Here is a 22,259-nt window from a genome sequence, read left to right as displayed (position 1 = left end):
CAAGTAATAATCATTATCTTTAGTGGGTGGTATCAGACTGCTATTGCAAGGCCACCAATGCTGGCAGTTCGCTCCGACAATCACTGCCGGGGGCCGCATGAACCAGCTTGCATAGCGATCATGACGAAACGCCTACGAAGTTAATTTCCTTCCCCCCTGCTTCGTTTTCCCTGCATCAACGACTCGGGTCGACGGCTCGCCTGTCGACCGCTCTTGCACCGATTTCAGGGACAGGTACAGCCCATGACGAACACCTTCGTACGCCCGCTTTCCATGGCCGATGCCTTGATGCGCCATGCGCATTCCCGGCCGGACCACACGGCACTGCGTTTCCTGGGCGGTGCAGAGGAGGGCGAGCTGGTGCTGAGCTACCGGCAACTGGACCAGCGGGCACGGGCCATCGCCGCGGCCCTGTGCGAGCGGGCGGCGCCCGGCGACCGGGCGCTGCTGCTGTTCCCCAGCGGCCCGGAATACGTCGCCGCATTCTTCGCCTGCCTGTACGCCGGGGTCATCGCGGTGCCGGCCTATCCGCCGGAGTCTTCGCGACCACAGCACCTGGGGCGGTTGCTGTCGATCATCGAGGATGCCGAGCCGGCGCTGATCCTGACCATCACCGAACTGCAAGCACCGCTGCAAAGCCTGCCGACGCCCTTGCCCGCACTGCTGGCCGTGGACCTGCTGGCGGACGAACTGGGCCATGGCTGGCAGGGCGAGCCGGTGGCCGCCGACAGTATCGCTTTCCTGCAGTACACCTCGGGCTCGACCGCGACCCCCAAGGGCGTGCAGGTCAGCCAGGGCAACCTGGAAGCCAACGAGTGGCTGATCCGCCAGGGGTATGAGATCGGCGAGGACGATGTGATCGTCAGTTGGCTGCCGCTGTACCACGACATGGGGCTGATCGGCGGGCTGCTACAGGGTATCTACAGCGCCATCCCGGTGGTGCTGATGTCGCCCCAGTATTTCCTCGAACGGCCACTGCGCTGGCTGGAAGCGATCAGCCGCTACCGCGGCACCATCAGCGGCGGTCCTGATTTCGCCTACCGGCTGTGCCATGAGCGGATTGCCGAGAGCAAGCTGGGCGGGCTCGAGCTGTCGCACTGGCGAGTGGCCTTTTCCGGTTCCGAGCCGATTCGCCAGGACAGCCTGCAAGACTTTGCCGAGCGTTTCGCCGCCTGTGGTTTCCGTTCGGCATCCTACCTGGCCAGCTACGGGTTGGCGGAAGCGACTCTGTTCGTCACTGGCGGGCGCCCGGGGCAGGGCATCGGCAGCCTGGGCCTGGATGGCGCGGCACTGGCGGAAAATCGTGCCGCCGCGGGTACCGGAACGGTGCTGATGAGCTGTGGTTGGCTGCAGCCGGGGCACCCGTTGATGATCGTCGACCCGCAGAGCGGCGAGGTGCTGTCCGATGACCGCGTTGGTGAAGTCTGGAGCAGCGGGCCGAGCATTGCCCAGGGTTACTGGCGCAACCCCCAGGCCAGCGCGGAAAGCTTCCCGCTGCGTGACGGGCGTACCTGGCTGAGGACCGGCGACCTGGGTTTCATGCACCGGGGCGAGTTGTATGTCAGCGGCCGACTGAAGGACATGCTGATCATCCGTGGGCAGAACCTCTACCCGCAGGATATCGAGCGTACCGTCGAGCAACAGGTCGAGGCTGTACGCAAGGGGCGGGTGGCGGTTTTCGCGATGCAGCAGGAGGGCGAGGAAGGCTTCGCCGTGGCCGCCGAGATCGGCCGCCGGGTGCAGAAGCAGCAGCCACTGGAGCAATTGCTGGCGCAGATTCGTGACACGGTGGCGGATGTCCACCATGAGTCGCCGGCGCTGGTGGCGCTGCTCGACCCCGGCACTCTGCCGAAGACTTCCAGCGGCAAGCTGCAGCGCAGTGCCTGCCGCAAGCTGTTGCAGAGCGGCGAACTGGTGCCGGTGGCGCTCGGGGAGTTTGGCGAAACCCCGCTGCTGCCTGCGCAGGCAGCGGAAGCGCGGCTGAGTATCGGCGAGCGGGTTGCGGGTTACTGGCGCCAGTTCCTCAAGCTCGAGTCTATCGACGAGCAGGCCAGCTTCTTCGCCTGCGGCGGCAACTCGATCCTGGCGGTGCAGATGCTGGCGGAAGTCCGTGACGAACTGGCCGCCTCCGTGGAACTGCGCGATCTCTACGAGAACCCGACCCTGGCCGCGTTCAGCGCCTGCGTCGAGCAGCGTCGTGAGGGCGCACTGTCCGCCGAGCGCATTCCCCTGGCCGACCGCCGGCAGTCACTGCCGCAATCCCCGGCGCAGAATCGCCTGTGGTTCCTCTGGCAACGGCAACCGGACAGCGTCGCCTACAACATTCCGGGTGGTCTGCGCTTGCGCGGCGAGCTGGATGTCGAGGCGGTACAGCAAGCCTTCGAAACACTGATCGAACGGCATGAGTCCCTGCGTACGCACTTTGCCCGGGATGCCGATGGCAATGGCTTGCAGTGCGTGCTGGAGCAGGGCGATTGCCCGCTGCTCTACGAAAGCCTGGAGGAATGGCCGCTGGAGCAGCGCGAACGGCGGGCCCGGGTGATCCAGGAAGAAGAGGCCAGGACCCGTTTCGACCTCGAGCATGGGCCATTGCTGCGTATCAAGCTGGTGAGCCTGGACGAGCAGGACCATCTGCTGCTGGTGACCCTGCACCATATCATCGCCGACGGCTGGTCCCTGGGCATCCTGCTGGATGAGTTCGCGCAGTTGTACGCCGCGTTCAGCCAGGGGCAGGTGGCGCAGTTGCCGGCCCTGCCGATCCAGTACGCCGACTATGCCTGTTGGCAGCGCAATAGCGACGATCCGCATCTGGCGCGGCAACTGGAGTATTGGCGGCAAGCGCTGGACGGTGAGGCGCAGCCCTTGAACCTGCCTTCCGACTATCCGCGCAAGCACGAACAATCCGCCGCCGAGCGCTTCAGCCTGCGCCTGGACAAGCCACTCTGCGGCCGCCTGCGGCAACTGGCCGAGGCACAGGGGACGACCACCTTCACCCTGCTGCTGGCCGCCTTTCAGACCCTGCTGTACCGCTATGGCGGGCAGACCGACATCCGCGTCGGTGTGCCCAACGCCAACCGTCGGCAACGGCAGACCCAGGGGCTGGTCGGCTTCTTTATCAACACCCAGGTGCTGCGCAGTCGCCTTGATGGCCGGCAGAGCTTCGCCAGCCTGCTGGAGGCGTTGCACGAGCGGGTCGTCGAGGCCCAGGCCAACCAGGATATCGACTTCGAGCGGGTGGCCGCCGAACTGGATGGCGAGCCGTTCAGCGTGATGTTCAACCACTTGCAGCGTGACAACGGCGCCCTGCGCCGGCTACCGGGATTGCTCGCCGAGGAACTGCCCTGGCACAGCCGCGAAGCCAAGTACGATCTGCAACTGCACAGCGAGGAAAACACCCAGGGAACCATACGGTTGTCCTTCGACTACGCCGTCGAGCTGTTCGGAAGCGCCACCATCGAGCGCCTGGCCGAACACCTGCGGCGGTTGCTGGAGCAGGTCTGCGAACAGCCGCAACAGGCACTGGACGACCTGCCGCTGCTGCCCGCGCAGGAGCGCAAGCAATTGCAGGGCTGGTCCTTCCACCCCCTCGAACAATCCCCAAGCCTGTTGCCCCAGCGGCTGCTGGAACAGGCCCAGGCCACTCCGCAGGCCATCGCCCTGGTCGCGGCGGAGACGACACTGGACTACGCCACCCTGGAGCGCCGCAGCAACCGCATGGCCCATTACCTGCGCAGCCTCGGTGTGGGCGCCGAAGTGCGCGTAGGGCTATTCGCCGAGCGCTCCATCGAACTGATGGTGGCGCTGCTGGGCATCGTCAAGGCCGGTGGCGTATACCTGCCGCTGGACCCGGACTATCCCCGCGAGCGCCTGCACTACATGATCGAGGACAGCGGCGCGGCGCTGCTGCTTGGCCAGCGTGCCAGCCTCGAAGGCCTGCCGGGCGGGGTGCCGGCTGTCGCCATCGACGAACTGGCGCTCGACGACTGGCCGGACACGTCGCCGGAACTGGTGCTGCACCCTGGCAACCTCGCCTATGTGATCTACACCTCCGGCTCCAGCGGTCAGCCCAAGGGCGTCGGCCTGACCCATGGCGGGCTGGCCAGCCGGCTGGACTGGATGCAGCGGGAATATGCCTTCGGTCCTGGCGACGTATTCCTGCAGAAGGCGCCGCTGGGCTTCGACGTTTCGCTGTGGGAATGCCTGCTGCCGCTGCTCTGTGGCGCTCGCCTGGTCCTGGCGGGTGCCGGCCAGCACCGCGACCCGCGCAGCCTGGTGCGGCTGATCCGCGAGCATGGGGTGACTGCGGTGCATTTCGTGCCGCCGTTGCTGCAACTGTTCCTCGATGAACCGGAGGTTGGCGCGTGCCACGACTTGCGCCTGCTGTTCGCCGGGGGCGAGGCGCTGCCGCCGGCGCTGGCCCGGCGCGCCTCGGAACGTCTGCCGCAGGCGGTATTGCACAACCGCTACGGGCCGACGGAAAGCACCATCAACGTGACCCATTGGCCCTGCGGTGGCGAGCCGGGCGCGCGGATGCCGATCGGTCGCCCGCTGGCCAATGTTTCGTGCGAAGTGCATGACGGCAGCGGGCAACTGGCGCCCATCGGCGCGGTGGCCGAACTGAACATTGGCGGCCAGGGGCTGGCGCGGGGCTACCTGGGCAAACCGGGGCTGACCGCCGAGCGTTTCCTGCCGACGGCCGATGGCCGGCGGATTTACCGCAGCGGCGATCTGGCGCGCTGGCGTGGCGACGGTGTGCTGGAGTACCTCGGTCGCCTCGATGAACAGGTGAAGTTGCGCGGCTTCCGTATCGAACTGGAAGAAATCCGCGCCGAGTTGCTGAAGCAGCCGGGAGTGCGCCAGGCAGCGGTAATCCTCGACGAAGGAAATGGTGACGCACGCCTGCTGGCTTATCTGGTCGGTGCTGCGCTGGATGCCGATGCGCTGGTCGAACAGGTGCGCCAGGCACTCGGTCACAGCCTGCCGGATTATATGCGACCGGCGCATATCCTCTGCCTGGAAGCGCTGCCGGTGACCTCGGCGGGCAAGCTGGACCGGCGTGCCTTGCCGCGCCCGGAGCTGGTGCGGCGAGCCTTCCGCGAGGCGCTCGAGGAGCCGGCGCGCAGCCTGGCGGCGATCTGGAGCGAAGTGCTGAATGTGCCGGCGATCGGCCTGGACGATGATTTCTTCGAGCTGGGCGGGCATTCGCTGCTGGCCACCCGCATCGTCTCGCGGGCGCGCCAGGCGTTCGCCGTCGACCTGCCGCTGGGCAGCCTGTTCGAGGCACGGCGTCTGGAGGACTTCGCGCAGCGGGTGGCCCGCGCGCAAGCGGAGGGCCAGGCCGATGGCTGGGCTACGATCCCACGGGTGGATCGTAGCCAGCGGTTGCCGTTGTCCTACTCCCAGCAGCGCATGTGGTTCCTCTGGCAGCTCGACCCGCACAGCCCGGCCTATAACGTCGGCGGCATGGCGCGCATGAGCGGCCCACTGGATGTGGAAGCCTTCGAACGCGCGTTGCAGGGGTTGATCCAGCGCCATGAAAGCCTGCGCACCACCTTCCCGGCGGAGGATGGCAAACCCTGGCAACGGGTGCGGGCGGACAGTGATGTAACACTGCAACGACTGGACCTCGGCGAGCTGCCGCAGGCGCAGCGCCAGGCGCGTATCCAGGCCCTGGCCGAGGAGCAGGCGCATCAGCCGTTCGACCTGGAGACAGGCCCGTTGCTGCGCGCCTGCCTGGTACGCAGTGGCGAGCAGGAGCACCACCTGCTGGTGACGCTGCACCATATCGTCACCGAAGGCTGGGCCATGGACATCTTCGCCCGCGAACTGGCCGCGCTCTATGGCGCCTTCCTGGAAGGGCGCGAGTCGCCCCTGGCGCCCTTGCCGGTGCAATACCTCGACTACAGCGCCTGGCATCGCCAGTGGCTGGAAGCGGGCGAGATGCGGCGGCAACTGGACTACTGGCGCGGGCAACTGGGCGGTGAGCAGCCGTTGCTGGCGCTGCCGAGCGACCGGCCACGGCCGGCGGTGCAGAGCCATGCCGGCGAATTGCATCGCTTCGACCTGGACCCGGCGCTGGCTCGGCGGGTCATCGGCTTCAACAACAGCCGTGGCCTGACCCTGTTCATGACCATGAGCGCCGCTCTGGCGGTGCTGCTCTATCGCTACTCGGGGCAGGACGACCTGCGTATCGGCGTGCCCCAGGCCAACCGCATCCGCCCGGAAAGCGAAGGGCTGATCGGTGCTTTCCTCAATACCCAGGTGCTGCGTATCCGCCCCCACGGGCAGATGCGCGTCGCGGAACTGCTGGAGCAGGTGCGCCAGGTCGCCCTCGAGGCCCAGGCGCACCAGGACGTGCCCTTCGACCACCTGGTCGAGGCCCTGCAACCGCAGCGCAGTGCCGCCTGGAACCCGTTGTTCCAGGTGATGTGCAACGTGCAGCGTTGGGAATTCCAGCAACGCCGGACCCTGGCGGGCGGCCTGCAGGTGGACTACCTGGTCAACGATGCGCGGGCGACCAAGTTCGACCTCAACCTGGAAGTCACGGATTTCGATGAGCAACTGCGCTGCTGCCTGACCTACAGCCAGGACCTGTTTGATGCCGAGCGTATCCAGCGCATGGCCGATCACTGGCAACGATTGCTGCGGGGCATGCTCGACGATCCGCAGGCGCGCCTGTGCGATCTGCCGCTGTTGGATGACGCGGAGCGCCAGCGCTTGCTGGATAATGGCCAGGGCGAGGCGCTGGACGCGGCGCAGACGAGCGTGGCGGAACTGTTCGAGCGCCAGGCCGAGGCCAGCCCGGATGCCTTGGCGCTGACCTGCGCCGGGCAGTCCCTGGGCTATGGCGAGTTGAACCGGCACGCCAACCGCCTGGCCCATCGCCTGCGCGAACTGGGCGTCGGCCCGGAGGTGCGGGTAGGGCTGGCGCTGCGCCGCTCGCTGGACATGGTGGTCGGCCTGCTGGCGGTGCTCAAGGCCGGTGGCGCCTATGTGCCGCTGGACCCGGAATACCCACTGGAGCGCCTGCGCTACATGATCGAGGACAGCGGCATCGCCCTGTTGCTCGGCCATGACGATCTGCTGGCAACCCTGGCGCCGCTGCCGGCGGCGGTCATCCCCTGGAGCCTGGAAAGCGAAGGCCGGCAACTGCTCGCCTATCCACAGGAAAACCCGCCACGGCTCGGCCAGCCCGGGCACCTGGCCTACCTGATCTACACCTCCGGCTCGACCGGCCTGCCCAAGGGCGTGGCGGTGCAGCAGGGGGCGCTGGCGATGCACTGCCAGGCGGTGGGCCACTTGTTCGGTACCACGGGCGCGGACCGCGAACTGCATTTCTATTCGATCAACTTCGATGCCGCCAGCGAGCGCCTGCTGGTACCGCTGCTGTTCGGCGCCGAAGTGGTACTGCGCGAGCCGGGGCAATGGGATGCCGAGGAAATCTGCGGGCTGATCCACGAGCGGCGGATCAATGTACTGGGCTTTACGCCGAGCTACGGCAACCAGTTGGCGCAGTGGCTGGCCGGGCAGGGTACTTCGCTGCCGGTGCGCCTGTGCATCACCGGTGGCGAGGCGCTGACGCCCGAGCACCTGCAAGGCCTGCGCGAGGCCTTCGCGCCGCAACAGGTGTTCAATGCCTATGGCCCGACGGAAACCGTGGTGATGCCGCTGGCCTCTGTCGTCGAGGGCGATGGCCGCAGCGGCATTCCCATCGGGCGGGTGGTCGGCGCACGCCGGTTCTATGTCCTGGACGAGGACCTGGCGCTGTTGCCGGCCGGAGCCACCGGCGAGTTGTACGTTGGCGGCTACGGGTTGGCCCGTGGCTACCACGAGCGTCCGGGCTTGAGCGCCGAACGCTTTCTTGCCGATCCATTCGCCGACCCCTTCAGTGTGGCCGAGGGCGGGCGCATGTACCGCACCGGCGACCTGGTGCGCCAGCGGGCCGATGGGCAACTGGAATACCAGGGTCGCATCGACCAGCAGGTCAAGGTGAGGGGGTTCCGTATCGAACTGGGCGAGATCGAGGCCAGCCTGTTGCAGCACGAGCGGGTGCGCGAGGCGGCGGTACTGGCGCTGGACGGGCCGTCGGGCAAGCAACTGGTGGGCTATGTGAGCGCTGAAGGCGATGGCCTCGACGAGGACGCGCTGCGCGAATCCCTCCGCCAGCACCTGGCACAGCGCTTGCCCGAGTATATGGTGCCGGCGCACCTGCTGGTCCTGCCGCAATTCCCCTTGAGCAGCAACGGCAAGCTGGACCGCAAGGCCCTGCCCGCGCCGGACCTGAGCGTGGCGCGGCAGCACTACCAGGCGCCGCGCAATGCCGCCGAACAGGCCCTGGCGGAGATCTGGCAGGGCGTGCTGGGTGTCGCCGCCGTGGGTATCGACGACAACTTCTTCGCCCTGGGTGGCGACTCCATCCTGTCGATCCAGGTGGTCAGCCGGGCGCGCCAGGCCGGTATCCAGTTCAGCGCCAAGGACCTGTTCCAGCACCAGAGCGTGCGCACCCTGGCCGCGGCGGCACGGCTGGACGCGGTGATGGCAGTGGCGCGTGGGCCCGTCACTGGCCCGAGCGAATTGACGCCGATCCAGCACTGGTTCTTCCAGCAGCCCATGCCTTACCGCCAGCACTGGAACCAGTCGCTGCTGCTGCAAAGCCGGGAAACCCTGCAACCGGAATGGTTGGAGCAGGCCCTGCAAGCCTTGCTGGAACACCACGATGCGCTACGCCTGGGCTTCCGTCGCGACGAGGTAGGCGAATGGCGCGCCGAATACCGGGCGCCGGAGGAACAAGCGGGCCTGCTGCGGCTGGCCGACGAGGCGCGGCCAGAGCTGTTCGAGGAACTCCAGCGCAGCCTCGACCTGCAGCACGGGCCACTGCTGCGGGCACTACTGGTGCCGGGTACCCCGGACCGGCTGCTGCTGGTGATCCACCATCTGGCCGTCGACGGGGTGTCCTGGCGGGTGCTGCTGGAAGACCTGCAGCGGCTCTACCGGCAGTTCGAACGCGGCGAGCCGGCGCAACTGCCGGCCCGTACCAGCGCTCTCGGCGAATGGGCCGGACGCCTGCGCGCCTATGCCGGCAGCGAGTCGCTGCGCGAGGAACTGGGCTGGTGGCAGCAGCATCTGGAGGACGCGTGCAGCGATCTGCCCTGCGATTTCCGCGCTGGGGAAAATCTGCAGCGGCATGCCCGCAGCCTGACCTTGACGCTGGATATCGAGACCACCCGCAACTTGCTGCAACAGGCGCCACAAAGCTACCGCGCCCGTGTCGAGGACCTGCTGCTGACCGCCCTGGCGCGTACCTTGTGCGCCTGGAGCGGGCAGGCCAGTGCCCTGCTGCAACTGGAAGGGCATGGCCGCGAGGAATTGTTCGAGGACATCGACCTCAGCCGCAGCGTCGGCTGGTTCACCAGCGCCTATCCGCTACGATTGACGCCGGCGGCGGAGCCTGGCTCCAGCCTCAAGGCGATCAAGGAGCAACTGCGCGAGGTGCCGCACAAGGGCCTTGGCCACGGCGTGCTGCGCTACCTGGCGGACGACGAGTGCCGCGCCGCCATGGCGCGCCTGCCCGAGGCGCGGGTCACCTTCAATTACCTGGGGCAGCTCGACCAGGGCTTCGGCGACGCGGCTCTGTTCGCGCCGTCGCTGGAGCCGGCCGGCAGCCAGCACGATGGCGAGGCGCCATTGAACGCCTGGCTGACCATCGACGGCCAGGTGCTGGGCGGGCAACTGTCGCTGCGCTGGACCTACAGCGAGCGCCTGTACCGGGCCGAGACCGTCCAGCGCCTGGCAGAGAGCTACCAGATCGAACTGCGCGGGCTGATCGAGCACTGCCTGGTGTCGGGCAACGGCGGTATCACGCCTTCCGACTTCCCCCTGGCGCATCTGCAACAGACACAACTCGACGCCTTGCCGCTGCCTTACCGGCAGATCGAGGATATCTACCCGCTGACGCCGATGCAGGAAGGCCTGCTGCTGCACACCCTGCTGGAACCGGGCACCGGCATCTATTTCATGCAGGACCGCTACCGGATCGACAGCGCCATCGACGTTGCTCGCTTCGAGCAAGCCTGGCGAGCAGTGGTGGCGCGTCATGAAGCCCTGCGCGCGTCCTTCTGCTGGAATGCCGGCGAACAGATGCTGCAGGTGATCCATCGCGGCGCTGGCGACGGCGTCGAGTTCCTCGACTGGAGCGGCCTGCCGGAGGATGGGCACGAGTCGCGCCTGCAGGCGCTGCTGGAGGAGGAACGTCTGTCTGGCTTCGACCTGCTGCAGCGTCCGCCGCTGCGCCTGCGGCTGATCCGCCTGGGGGCGGGGCGCCACTGGTTCATCATGAGCAACCACCACATCCTGATCGACGCCTGGTGCCGCTCGATCCTGATGGGGGACTTCCTGGCCATCTACCAGGCCCTGGGCGAGGGGCGCGTAGCGAGCCTGGACAACCCGCCGCGCTACCGTGACTTCATCGCCTGGCTGCAACGCCAGGGTCTGGAGCCGACGCGGGACTACTGGCGCAAGCTGCTGGCCGGCTTCGAGCGGCCGAGCCATATCCCCAGCGACCGGCCGATCCTGCACGACAACGGCGGCATGCTGGTGGGCGACCTGCACAGCCGCCTTAGCCGCAAGCAGGGCGCGCACCTGCGCGAGCTGGCGCAGCGCCACCGGCTGACGCTCAACACCTTCGCCCAGGCGGCCTGGGCCCTGGTGCTGCGGCGTTACGGCGGCGAGCGCGACGTGTTGTTCGGCGTGACCGTGGCCGGGCGCCCGGCGAGCCTGCCGCAGATGCAGCAGTGCGTCGGGCTGTTCATCAACAGCATCCCGGTGCGGGTCGCCATGCCCGAGGCCGGCGAGGAGCTGGGCGTGGGCCAGTGGCTGCAACGACTGTTCGAGCGCAACCTGGAGCTGCGCGAGCACGAGCACCTGCCCCTGGTGGATATCCAGCAGTGCAGCGAACTGCCCAAGGGCCAGCCGCTGTTCGACAGCCTGTTCGTGTTCGAGAACGCGCCGGTGGACGCCTCCGTGCTGGACGGCGCGCAAAGCCTGAATGCCCGCTCCGAGTCCGGGCGGACCCACACCAACTACCCGCTGACCGTGGTCTGCTATCCGGGCGACGAACTGGGGCTGCACCTGTCCTATGACCGGCGCTTCTTCGACGAACCGACCATCGCCCGCCTGCTGGCGGACTTCCAGCGCTTGCTGCTGGCGCTGGGCGAGCATTTCGATGGGCGTTTCGCCGATATCCCGCTGCTGGCCGAGGAAGAGCGCCGGCAATTGTTGGAGAGCTGCAACCGTACGGCGCGGGACTACCCGTTGCAGCAAGGCTATGCCCATCTGTTCGAAGAGCAGGCGGCGCGTCACGCACAGGCCATCGCGGCGTCCTGCCAGGGCGAACAGTGGACCTACCGGCAACTCAGCCACAAGGCCAACCATCTTGCCAAACGCCTGCACCAGGCTGGCGTCGGCGAGGACGTGCCGGTGGCACTGCTGGCCGAGCGTGGCCTGCCGCTGCTGGGCATGATCGTCGGCAGCCTCAAGGCCGGTGCCGGCTACCTGCCGCTGGATCCGGCCCATCCGGCCCGGCGGCTCGGGCATATCCTGCGCGCCAGCCATGCGCCGTTGCTGGTGTGCAGCCTGGCGTGCCAGGCGCAGGCCGAGGCGCTGCTGGCCGATTGGGAGGACGCGCCGACTCTGTTGGTCTGGGATGGCGAAGAGGATTCGCGGGCGCCGGCCATCGAGGTCGGTGGCGAGCACCTGGCCTATGTCATCTATACCTCGGGCTCCACCGGCGAGCCGAAGGGCGTGATGGTGCAGCAGGCGGGCATGCTCAACAACCAGTTGAGCAAGATTCCCTGCCTGGGGCTGGAGGCGAGCGATGTGATCGCCCAGACCGCCTCCCAGAGCTTCGATATTTCCGTCTGGCAATTCCTTACCGCGGCCTTGTGCGGGGCCAGGGTGGATATCGTTCCCGATGAAATCGCCCAGGACCCCGCCGCCTTGCTGCGGCATGTGGCGGCAACTGGCATCAGTGTGTTGGAAAGCGTTCCCGCACTGATCCAGGGCCTGCTGGGCGAGGGCGTGGAGAACCTGGGCAGCCTGCGCTGGCTGCTGCCCACCGGCGAGGCGATGCCGCCGAACCTGGCCCGGCAATGGTTGCAGCGTTATCCGCAGGTGCCCCTGGTGAACGCCTACGGGCCGGCGGAATGCTCGGACGACGTCGCGTTGTTCGCCGTCGACGAAGTCTCCACCCGCGGCGCCTATCTGCCGATCGGTACCGCCACCGACAACAACCGCCTGTACCTGCTCGACGACGAATTGCTGCCAGTCGCCCTGCTGGCGCAGAGCGAGCTGTTCATCGCGGGCACCGGCGTCGGGCGCGGCTACCTGGGCGATCCGCAACGGACGGCGGCGAGCTTCCTGCCCGATCCGTTCGCCGCCGATGGCAGCCGCCTGTACCGCAGCGGCGACCTGGCGCGGCGGCGCCTGGACGGGGTGCTCGAATACATTGGGCGTGTCGACCACCAGGTGAAGATCCGTGGCTACCGGATCGAGTTGGGCGAGATCGAGGCACGCCTGCGCGAACTGCCGGATATCGACGACGTGGCGGTAGCGGTGCAGAACAGCGCTGGCGGGCAATACCTGGTCGGCTACCTGGTCGCCGTGGATGAACCGGATGGCGAGTCGCTCAAGCGGCACCTGTTGCAACGCCTGCCGGAATATATGCTGCCGCGCCACTGGCAGCGCCTGCAGCGCCTGCCACGCAACGCCAACGGCAAGCTGGACCGCAAGGCCCTGCCGGCCTTCGAGTTCGCTGCGGGGCAGGCCCATGTGGCGCCACGCAACGAACTGGAGCGCAGCCTGGCGACGATCTGGGCCGAGGTGCTCGGTGTCGAGGCGGTGGGCGTGACGGACAACTTCTTCGACCTCGGCGGGCATTCCCTGCTGGCGACGCAGATCGCCTCGCGAGTGCAGAAGACCCTGCAACGGGCGGTACCGCTGCGGGCGATGTTCGAGTGCGCGACGGTGGAGGAACTGGCCCGCTATATCGACACGCTGGAAGGCGCCGAACTGACCGAACAGAAGGTCAGCCGCATCGACGACCTGATGGCGCGCCTGGAGGCCCTGTGATGAATGCTTTTGCTCTCTCTACTGCGCCGATTCAACGTCCTTGTCCCGAGGTCTTCTCCGTAGCCTGGGTTGAGCGCAGCGATACCCAGGGCGTGCACTCGATGGGTATCGCTGCGCTCAACCCATCCTACGAATCCGCTCAGGGTTTGAGTGAGCACTGACTTCGACAGCATGGGCCTTATGCCCCGATTCAATCCCGTAGGAATGGACCCTTCCCCTGGAGACATGCAGACATGAGCAGCGCGATACTGGAAAGCGAACCGCTGGTAGAAGACGAGGAACGTCATTACCAGTTCGAAGACAACCCGATCCTGGTGCGGCAGAAGCTGCAGGAGTCCAACGCCCGCAGCTACCCCCGGCGCATTCCCCTGGCGCTCAAGCGCGCCCGTGGCATCCATGTCGAGGATGTCGAGGGGCGAGTGTTCATCGACTGCCTGGCCGGTGCCGGCACCCTGGCGCTGGGGCACAACCATCCGGTGGTGATCGCGGCGATCCGCCAGGTGCTCAATGACGAGTTGCCGCTGCATACCCTGGACCTGAGCACGCCGGTCAAGGACCGCTTCGTCCAGGACCTGTTCGCGGTACTGCCGCCGGCCTTCGCCAGCCAGGCGAAAATCCAGTTCACCGGCCCGACCGGTACCGATGCCGTCGAGGCAGCGTTGAAACTGGTGCGCACCGCCACTGGGCGCAGCACCGTGCTGGCCTTCCAGGGCGGCTACCATGGCATGAGCCAGGGCGCGCTGAGCCTGATGGGCAACCTCAAGGCGAAGATCCCGCTGGGGGCCTTGCTCGACCATGGCGTGCAGTTCATGCCATTCCCCTATGACTATCGCTGCCCATTCGGCCAGGGCGGCGAAGCGGGCGTCGAGATCAACCTGCGCTATCTGGAGAACCTGCTCGGCGATCCGGAAAGCGGTGTGCAGCCGCCGGCCGGGGTCATCCTGGAAGTGGTGCAGGGCGAGGGCGGCGTGATCCCGGCCAGCGACACCTGGCTGCGCGGTGTGCGGGAAATCACCAGCCGCGCGGGCATCCCGCTGATCGTCGACGAAATCCAGACCGGCTTCGGCCGTACCGGCAAGCTGTTCGCCTTCGAACATGCCGGCATCATGCCGGATGTGGTGGTGCTGTCGAAGGCCATCGGCGGCAGCCTGCCGTTGTCGGTGATGGTCTACCGCGACTGGCTGGACACCTGGCAGCCGGGGGCGCATGCCGGCACCTTCCGTGGCAACCAGATGGCGATGGCGGCTGGCTCGGCGGTAATGCGCTATATAGAAGAACACAACCTGCTCGAACACGCCGAGGCCATGGGGCGGCGCTTGCGTGAGCGCCTGCTGGCGCTGCAGGCGCAATTCCCGCAACTGGGCGACGTGCGTGGGCGTGGCCTGATGCTTGGTGTCGAGGTGGTGAACCCGCAGGGGCAGCGGGACGCCCTGGGCCATCCGCCCGCCGATGGCGAGCGGGCCAGCCGTATCCAGCGCGAATGCCTCAAGCGCGGGTTGATCCTGGAGTTGGGCGGGCGCCATGGCTGCGTCGTACGCTTCCTGCCGCCGCTGATCATCACGGTGGAGCAGGTGGACCAGGTCAGCCGCATTTTCGCCAAGGCCGTGCAGGCTGCGGTGAGCTGACACCCTGGCGCTGTTTTATAGCGCCCTTCTCCCCCTCGGGAGAAGGGCTGGGGAAGAGGGGGTAGTGCCCGCCAGGGCGCCACTGCGCACCAGTTTCTCCCACAGGCTGATGTCCAGCGTGCCTTTCTGGCTGCTTTCGAGGATACGGTAAAGCCGGCACGGTCCTCGAGGATACTGGCTGACATGGCATGGAAGCGGGCGAGCCTGCTGCTCGCTCTGGGCCAGCGCCAGGTCGGGTGAGGGCGCGGCTAAGACGAATGTTACCGTCGTTGAAAGGGTGGAGCGTGACTAACCAGAAATGGGCGATGCCGGCACGCAGCAAGGGGTCGAGGCTGGCATCGTGCGACTGTTCTCGAACCAGGCGAGGAATGCCTCCAGGTGTTCTTCCACTCCAGCACGTGGCTGCGTTTGGAAATGCACGCTGGGGCGTTCCAGGCGACCGGAAACCTCTTGCATGGGATCCTCCCCAGGTAGCCTGCCAACCTGGAAGTGGCCAAGCAGGCCGCTGTCGTCGGGAAAGAGCGTTTCAGGACAAGCGGCGCCTGGTGCTGTCGATGGTATCGAATGACAGCCTGGCCAAGCCTTCACTGCGAGCCGTAGGGCGAGTTTCCTCTGCCAGCCCAAGGTCGACAGGGGAAGAACAAACCGAGCCGACATTGAGCCGTTCGCCTTCAATGGCTGATGATGCGATGACATTCTGTTGCAGGGTGTCCAGGTTGCTCTGCGCCTCGATATCGCCACTGACCGCACCGAGCCTGCCGAGCAGGTATCCCCGGGCTCGGGGCCGGCGCGCAGCAGGGCGGAAGGCGAGGCATCCTGCCAGGCAAAACGTGACCATCGGGGGGCTGACAGATCCAATAGGGAGCGTTCATCGGTTTTCTCGCCTATCGAGCCGATTCAGAACCTTATTCAGCTCATTGATTGGGCTGATTGTGCGCATTATTTGCGCTCGCTCGCCAATGTCCGGGACACTCTAATTTTTCCGCAAGCCGATTCGTTCTCAAGGTTGATCGCCCATCAGGGTTTGGCAACCACGGAGTAGATAGCATGACATCGGTATTCGATCGCGAAGACATCCTGTTCCAGGTCGTGGTGAACCACGAAGAACAGTATTCCATCTGGCCCGACTACAAGGAGATTCCGCGTGGCTGGCGCAAGGCCGGCAAGAGCGGCTTCAAGAAGGAGTGCCTGGCATACATCGAGGAGGTCTGGACCGATATGCGGCCGCTGAGCCTGCGTAAGCACATGGAAGAACAGGCCCGCAAGAAACAGGAGCAGGAAGCCGAGGCGGTGCACTGACGCCATGAGCACGCCACGCCTGCAACTGTTCTGCCTGCCGTACTCGGGGGCCAGCGCCATGATCTACAGCCGCTGGCGGCGCAAGGTGCCGGAGTGGCTTGATATTCATCCGGTGGAGTTGCCCGGGCGCGGGGCGCGCCTGGGCGAGCCGTTGCAAACGGATATGTCCGCCCTGGCCAGGCAACTGGCCAGGGAGGTCGCTGTTAGCCTGGATGGCCCCTACGCCTTGTTCGGCCATAGCCTGGGGGCGCTGCTGGCCTTCGAGCTGGCCCATGAGCTGCGTGAACGGGGCGTGGCCGATCCGGTGGCGTTGATCGCCTCGGGTACCTCCGCGCCGACCCGGCGTGAAGATTACGATCGGGGCTTCGCCGACCCGAAGAGCGACGATGAACTGAAAAGCGAACTGCGGGACCTGCAAGGCACGCCGGAAGAGGTACTGGACAACCCCGAGTTGATGGCGCTGACCCTGCCCATCCTGCGCGCCGATTTCCTCATGTGCGGCCTGTACCAGTACCGGGTACGGCCCGAGCTGGAGGTGCCTATCCATGTCCTTGGCGGGCGCGACGACAAGGCTACCCAGGAACAACTGCTCGCCTGGCAGTTGGAGGGCGGCAGCAGTTTTTCCCTGGATATGCTGGCCGGCGCGCATTTCTTTATCCACGAGCACGAATCCAAGGTGCTACGTATCATCCGGGCTAACCTGGAAGTCGACCTGCGCCGGCATAAGCACCATCTCTCCCGGCGGCACTCCCAACCGGCCTTGCCTATAGGGATCTAGCTGTATAAACCAACCACATTGTTCAGTGAATGTGCGATGCGGCTTCTTCCGCGCATTATCCGTCGAGGATGCGGCGTACGAGCAAACCTCGACCATGAGGTGTTAAACGAGCATTCTGATGGCTGCTCATTCGGGGCTCATGGAAGGCTCTGCTGGTCGCACTTCACTGTGTTCCGGGTCGGCCCCGGATGAGCAACCTACTGAGAGATCACTGCTAGCTATGCAGAGTACCTACGATTTGTGGATTGCCCGCCAGCATGTTGATTTGCAGCAGGTAGGCAAGCTCGCGTTCACGTGACGATCCCACGTTAGTCGGTATCTCTTGCCTTGGCCTATGCGAGCTTGTTACGTCAGATCGGCCCCACAAAAAGGCCTGCGCTGGGGAGCGGAATCAGGACTGGGTGAGCGTGCACCCGCCGCGATTGCGGATGACGGCCGCACCGACCTTCAGCAGCCTGGCACGTATCGTCGCGCTGCTGGCACGGGTCAGCTCGGTACCGCTCAATACACTTATCCGCGGCAATGTGTTTACCGGACATTGCTCTCGAATTTGTGCAATTTCGAGAGCGCCATGATCACCTCGCGCGCGATCTTGCGCTGCTCCAGCGGCAGGCTCAGATAAGCGTCGATGGTGGCGCGCTCATGTGCCGGCTCGCCTTTTTCCCAACGGGAACGATTTTCACGAATACGGCTGACCGCCTTGTCGCCGAAACGCAGAGTCTGTGGCTCGACATTCAGCCATTCGGACAATACCTGCAACTTGTCCTGGGCGGGAATCGATTGCCCGCGCAACCAGCGGGAAACCGCCTGGAAAGTGACCGGCTTGCCCCAGTAGCGCGCGTTGAACTCTCGCTCGAGAATTCCCGGGCGGCAGGCATAGCCCGAAGCTTCCATGGCATTGTGCAGACGCTCGGAGAACTCGAGCTTCTCGTTTTTGGAACTGCTATTGATGTCGGGCTCTGTAGCTTGAGTGGTCATTTACTGCTCCTTCATGAATCTGGTGTTGGATTTTCCATTTAACGTTCTGGTCTTTATCCGGAATGCTGAATGGAGATCGATGCACGCCCTGCCTGTTCCTTGCCGGGGGCGCGAGCCCGCCAGATTGGCAAGGCTTGCGATGACACCGCGTTCGCGGATCGCGGGAGAGGCTCATAACCTGACACCACACCATGGCCTCAAGGCAGGCCTCGGAAAATTCGGCCTTTATTGAGTTATGCCTCCACCGTTATGGAATATCAACGCTCTAATATTATGGAATTAACTGTTTCAGTCAAGGGTAGCCAGCTCCGGAATCTTTCAATGAAGTGCTCTCCGAAGTGCGTTGTGCCACTCAATTCCGGGGCGCCTGCCGAGGTGCCGATTATCGGCAGGCTTGCCATGTCGCCGGTCAGCTTCACTCATTAACCTGCGGTTGCCGTCGGAAGCGGCATTGGGCAGGGCATGCTGATATACGTCATCCAGGGGCCCGGTCGCTTTCGGGGGTATAGCCTATCGGTAGTCATACGACGGCAGAATAGCCGTGCCCTGGCGCCGGGCAAGTGGAGATGTTCGGCCCTGTGAGACCGATCACATCTTTACCTTCCCGTGGATGGATATGGGGCTCGGGCGACAGGTCATGCACAAGGATCCTCCCGCATTCTTCCACTTACCTGACGCTGCTCTCGAATTTGTGCAGTTTGGACAGCGCCATGATCACCTCGCGCGCGATCTTGCGCTGCTCCAGTGGCAGGCTCAGATAAGCGTCGATGGTGGCGCGCTCATGTGCCGGCTCGCCTTTTTCCCAACGGGAACGATTTTCACGAATACGGCTGACCGCCTTGTCGCCGAAGCGCAGGGCCTGGGGTTCGACATTCAGCCATTCGGACAATACCTGCAGCTTGTCCTGGGCGGGAATCGATTGCCCGCGCAACCAGCGGGAAACCGCCTGGAAGGTGACCGGCTTGCCCCAGTAGCGGGCATTGAACTCGCGTTCGAGAACTCCTGGGCGGCAGGCATAGCCTGAAGCCTCCATGGCATCGTGCAATCGTTGTGAGAATTCGAGCTTTTCCGTCACGGAACTGCTATTGACATTGGGCTCTGTAGTTTCGGTAGTCATTGACAGCCTCTTCATGAAATCAGGTGTTGTATCATCCATTTAACGTTCCGGATTTTTAATCCGGAACGTTAAATATCCGAAGCGATACGTTAATTGGTCATTTGTCATCAAGGTCGCAGTGGCGGCTAAGCTTTGCGAGCGATGTGATGAGTTCATGTGCAAGCTGGCGCTTGGACTCGGGAAGGCCAAGGTAGGCACCGAGCGTTTCTTTCTCCTGCGGTGGGAGATCAATGCCCCAGTCGTTGCTTTGTTCTCCTGTGTGTTCGGTCACTTCACCGCCAAAACGCAGTATTTGCGGCTCTATGGATAGCCATTCCGCCAGAACGACCAGTTTGTCCTGGGACGGAATGGACAGCCCTCGCAGCCAGCGTGAAGCGCCCTGGCAGGTCACGGGGTTACCCCAATAGCGTGAGTTGAATTCGCGCCTGAGGACTGCGGGGCGGGGCGCATAGCCTGAAGCAGCCATGGCGCTACGCAAGCGTTCGGAAAACTCGGTTTTATCGTTCATGGAAACATCACTGCATTCCGCTTCCATTGCATTTCAACTTTTAGGTCCTTGATGTCTGGAATTATTGCTTTCAATTGAGAAAATATCCAGACCCAAAGTGCTTTTTTTCTGGTTTTCTCTCCGAGACGCGCCGAGGCCCCTATTCCAGAGCCCTGCCGAGGCGCCAATAGCCCATGAAAGACATCGCCTTGCGCTCCAGTCCGCGCTCGCCGACCAGGTAGCGCCGGATCGACATCACCGCCGCCGACTCCCCGGCGATCCAGGCGTAGAACTCGCTGTCATTCGGTTGCGCCAGTTCCCAGAGCACCTGGGTTTCTATATCCACCTCGCCGAGGGGCTGGGGCTTGCCCACCTGGGCGGTCGACAGCGGTAGCACCGCCAACTCGCGCGCGGCCTTCTGCATGCCTTCGCCATGGCCAAGCCCGTGCGCATTGCGTGGCAGCCAGACCACCTGGGCGCTGGCTGGCCGCACCAACTCGCGCCGGTCCGCCTGCTCGGGCACTTCGATAAAGGTTTGCACCACTGCCGTATGTCCGGCATCCGCGAGGTTCTCGAGAATCCCGGCAATCGCCGGCAGCGCGGTCTCGTCGCCGATCAGCAGGATATGCCGGGCCCCTGCGGGTGGTTGCCACTCATAGCCGCCGGGGTCGCCAGCGAAGGCTGCATCGGGCGCGACCATCTGCAACCTGTCGCCGGGCACCGCATGCTCCGCCCAGCGCGAGGCTGGACCGTTGTCGCCGTGCAGCACGAACTCCACATCCACCTCGGCCGCCTCGTTGCGCAAGGCGCGGATGGTATAGGTACGCATGGCCGGCCGCTGTCCCGGCTCCAGGGCACGCAACGCCTTGTGCCAGTCCCCATTGAGGGGCAGGGAGGGGGGTGTGCCTTCGCTGACTGGGAAGAACAGCTTGACCCGCTGGTCCGCCGCCAGCGTGCGCATCCGCGCCACTTCCGGGCCGGTGAAGACGAAACGCGCCAGGGAAGGGCTGAGCAGGATGCGCTCCTTCAACCGAAGATCGAAGACCCGATAACTGCGAGGCCTGGCGGGAAGTGTGCGATGGATAAGCGATTGCAGCCGCTGCCTGAGCGAAGTCGTGAATGCCATGGAAAAACCTGCCGTGGTCAGGGTGGATGACATTTTGAATACGCAGGGGAGGCTGCGGGATTTAGCCTGGGTATTCAGGGAATGCTGCAAGAAGCCATTCTGCCCTCGGCTACGGCCGTATACGGAATGATAGCTCTAGTGATTTAACTGCTGAATGTATGAAACCGGAAAGATTTGTGGGGTTTTCTCTGATGATCGCTCTCTATCACATAGTGACATTGCGCTTTTTCCCCCATCTGTCTAAAGACTGATCAGTGATTTTCGTTTCTGGTCCAGGACATCCCTAGGAGCGTCGCATGAGCCAGAACAACCCACTGATCCTCTTTATGCTGCTGCCTGAAACGAGTGCCTACAACGCCAGTTTCACCCTGGCACGCCGTCTGCGGGAGCAGGGATATAGAATTCTTTATGGTGGACCGGAGCGTTTCGAGGAACATGTGCAGGCTCAGGGGTTCGACTATGAACGCCTAGAAGTCCCTGAACCGGAGTTCATCAAAACACCGGAGGGGCAGCCTGAGCCTGGAGCTATTGGCCGTTGGCGGCGTACCCGCAAGGTCATTCGCTACTACCGACGAGAATTGCGCGCTCTGCTGGAGCGCAGTGTGGCCAGATTTGCGGAGATCGATCCGGCACTAGTGCTCTTCGATCCTCTGATCTGGCCTTATGCCGAGCTGCCTCTGCGCAGTGGTGTCCCCATGATTTCCTTTAGTACGACCCTGGCGGCTTACTTCAACCTTCAGGTGCCTCCGGTATTTTCCGATATCCCCGCTGGAGATCCTGAGCGCTGGCAAGTGCGCCTGCGCAACCTGTTCGCCTGGAGCCGTTGCATCCTGAAGGCGCGTTTCAATCTGTTCATGTATGAAAAGTTATTTCCCCTATTTTATGCATTACCGCCACAAGCCAGTGGCGTTAAGCGGATACGCCAGTTGGGCGGGATCCTGCGCTGGGGTGAATATGGGCCGCGTCTGATCGTGCCTGAACTGGTAGTGGCTCCCAGGGAGTTGGATTTTCCCCAACTCGTCGCGTCCAATGACCGGACGTATATCGGTGCTTGTGTGGATACAGCCCGCAGCGATGGTGAATTCGACTGGAGTGATCTCGATCGGAGCAAGCCGTTGGTTTATTGCTCCCTGGGAACTTACAGTGAATGGTTCCGGAATGGCCGCGGTCTTTTCGTATCCGTGATTGAGGCATTGCGACAGCATGAAAATCTGCAGGCTATCGTCCAGGTTGGTAATGTCGCCGATATTGAGAGTTTTGGGGAACTGCCCGAAAGAATCCGCCTGGTCAAAAAGGTTCCCCAATTGGAAGTGTTGGAGCGGGCGGATATATTCATCACCCATGCCGGGTTCAGTTCTACTCGAGAGGCGTGCTATTTCGGTGTGCCAGTTATTGCTTTTCCGTACTGTAACGACGGTTTGGGCAATGCGGCACGGTTGGTCCACCACGGTATGGGGGTACGCGGAGATTTTACCAAGGTCACTTCGGCAATGGTTCTGGATTTATTGAAAGAGGTACAAGGAGAGCAATACAGTGCTGCAGCTAAACGCATGCAAGTCCATTTCCGACAGCAAGCCGATTGCCTGGCTGGGCTTGAATTTATCGAGCGTTTCCTCTCTGCTGAATGCAATCTGGGTTCCGTAGAGCGAAAGGTCTGGGGTACGCATTTTCACCAGAAGCATTCCGTCTGAGTCCCTGGATATCACGCTGATTGCTCGGCCAGG

At 64.3% G+C, this 22,259-nt stretch carries 9 protein-coding genes and 1 pseudogene; 5 read left to right on the top strand and 5 right to left on the bottom strand.

What is annotated here, in order from left to right; all coding sequences use genetic code 11:
* Window positions 1-243: 243 nt before the first annotated feature.
* A complete protein-coding gene (locus DNJ95_RS07170; RefSeq protein ID WP_131184039.1) occupies window positions 244-13,125 on the top strand; it encodes a non-ribosomal peptide synthase/polyketide synthase in 12,882 nt (4,293 codons plus the stop codon).
* A 233-nt stretch (window positions 13,126-13,358) separates the two neighbouring features.
* Window positions 13,359-14,750, top strand: coding sequence for an aspartate aminotransferase family protein (locus tag DNJ95_RS07165; RefSeq protein WP_131184038.1), 1,392 nt, complete (start codon window positions 13,359-13,361; stop codon window positions 14,748-14,750).
* A gap of 99 nt (window positions 14,751-14,849) precedes the next feature.
* Here the strand turns inward: DNJ95_RS07165 and DNJ95_RS07160 are convergent.
* Window positions 14,850-15,622: pseudogene (locus tag DNJ95_RS07160) on the bottom strand (Fic family protein); the annotation flags it as partial.
* A gap of 175 nt (window positions 15,623-15,797) precedes the next feature.
* Here DNJ95_RS07160 and DNJ95_RS07155 point away from each other — a divergent pair.
* Together DNJ95_RS07155 and DNJ95_RS07150 are read left to right on the top strand one after the other, a co-directional pair.
* The gene (locus tag DNJ95_RS07155; RefSeq protein WP_131184037.1) at window positions 15,798-16,049 is read left to right on the top strand and encodes an MbtH family protein; all 252 of its coding nucleotides are present in this window, start codon (window positions 15,798-15,800) and stop codon (window positions 16,047-16,049) included.
* Between the two features lie 4 nt (window positions 16,050-16,053).
* Window positions 16,054-16,827 (top strand): thioesterase II family protein, encoded by a 774-nt coding sequence (locus DNJ95_RS07150; RefSeq protein WP_131184036.1) that lies wholly within the window; start codon window positions 16,054-16,056, stop codon window positions 16,825-16,827.
* Between the two features lie 528 nt (window positions 16,828-17,355).
* On the opposite strand, the gene DNJ95_RS07135 is transcribed toward DNJ95_RS07150, so the two are convergent.
* From DNJ95_RS07135 to DNJ95_RS07120, 4 genes are all read right to left on the bottom strand, one after another.
* Window positions 17,356-17,805 (bottom strand): transcriptional regulator, encoded by a 450-nt coding sequence (locus DNJ95_RS07135; RefSeq protein WP_131184035.1) that lies wholly within the window; start codon window positions 17,803-17,805, stop codon window positions 17,356-17,358.
* A gap of 667 nt (window positions 17,806-18,472) precedes the next feature.
* On the bottom strand, window positions 18,473-18,922 hold the full coding sequence (locus tag DNJ95_RS07130; protein WP_338069379.1) for a transcriptional regulator: 450 nt from the start codon (window positions 18,920-18,922) through the stop codon (window positions 18,473-18,475).
* Window positions 18,923-19,019: 97 nt separating this feature from the next.
* Window positions 19,020-19,430 carry a transcriptional regulator gene (locus DNJ95_RS07125; protein ID WP_131184034.1) on the bottom strand — a complete coding sequence of 137 codons (411 nt, stop codon included), beginning with the start codon at window positions 19,428-19,430 and terminating at the stop codon, window positions 19,020-19,022.
* Window positions 19,431-19,569: 139 nt separating this feature from the next.
* Window positions 19,570-20,535 carry a siderophore-interacting protein gene (locus DNJ95_RS07120; RefSeq protein WP_131184033.1) on the bottom strand — a complete coding sequence of 322 codons (966 nt, stop codon included), beginning with the start codon at window positions 20,533-20,535 and terminating at the stop codon, window positions 19,570-19,572.
* Between the two features lie 296 nt (window positions 20,536-20,831).
* Between DNJ95_RS07120 and DNJ95_RS07115 the strand changes: the two genes are divergently transcribed.
* Window positions 20,832-22,226: a nucleotide disphospho-sugar-binding domain-containing protein gene (locus DNJ95_RS07115; protein ID WP_131184032.1), complete on the top strand. Its 1,395-nt coding sequence runs from the start codon at window positions 20,832-20,834 to the stop codon at window positions 22,224-22,226.
* Window positions 22,227-22,259 lie beyond the last annotated feature (33 nt).

Source organism: Stutzerimonas kirkiae (assembly GCF_004327335.1).
Taxonomy (GTDB): Bacteria; Pseudomonadota; Gammaproteobacteria; order Pseudomonadales; family Pseudomonadaceae; genus Stutzerimonas; species Stutzerimonas kirkiae.
Note: the sequence above shows the minus strand (reverse complement) of the source record. Positions and strands in the feature narration are given on the sequence as shown.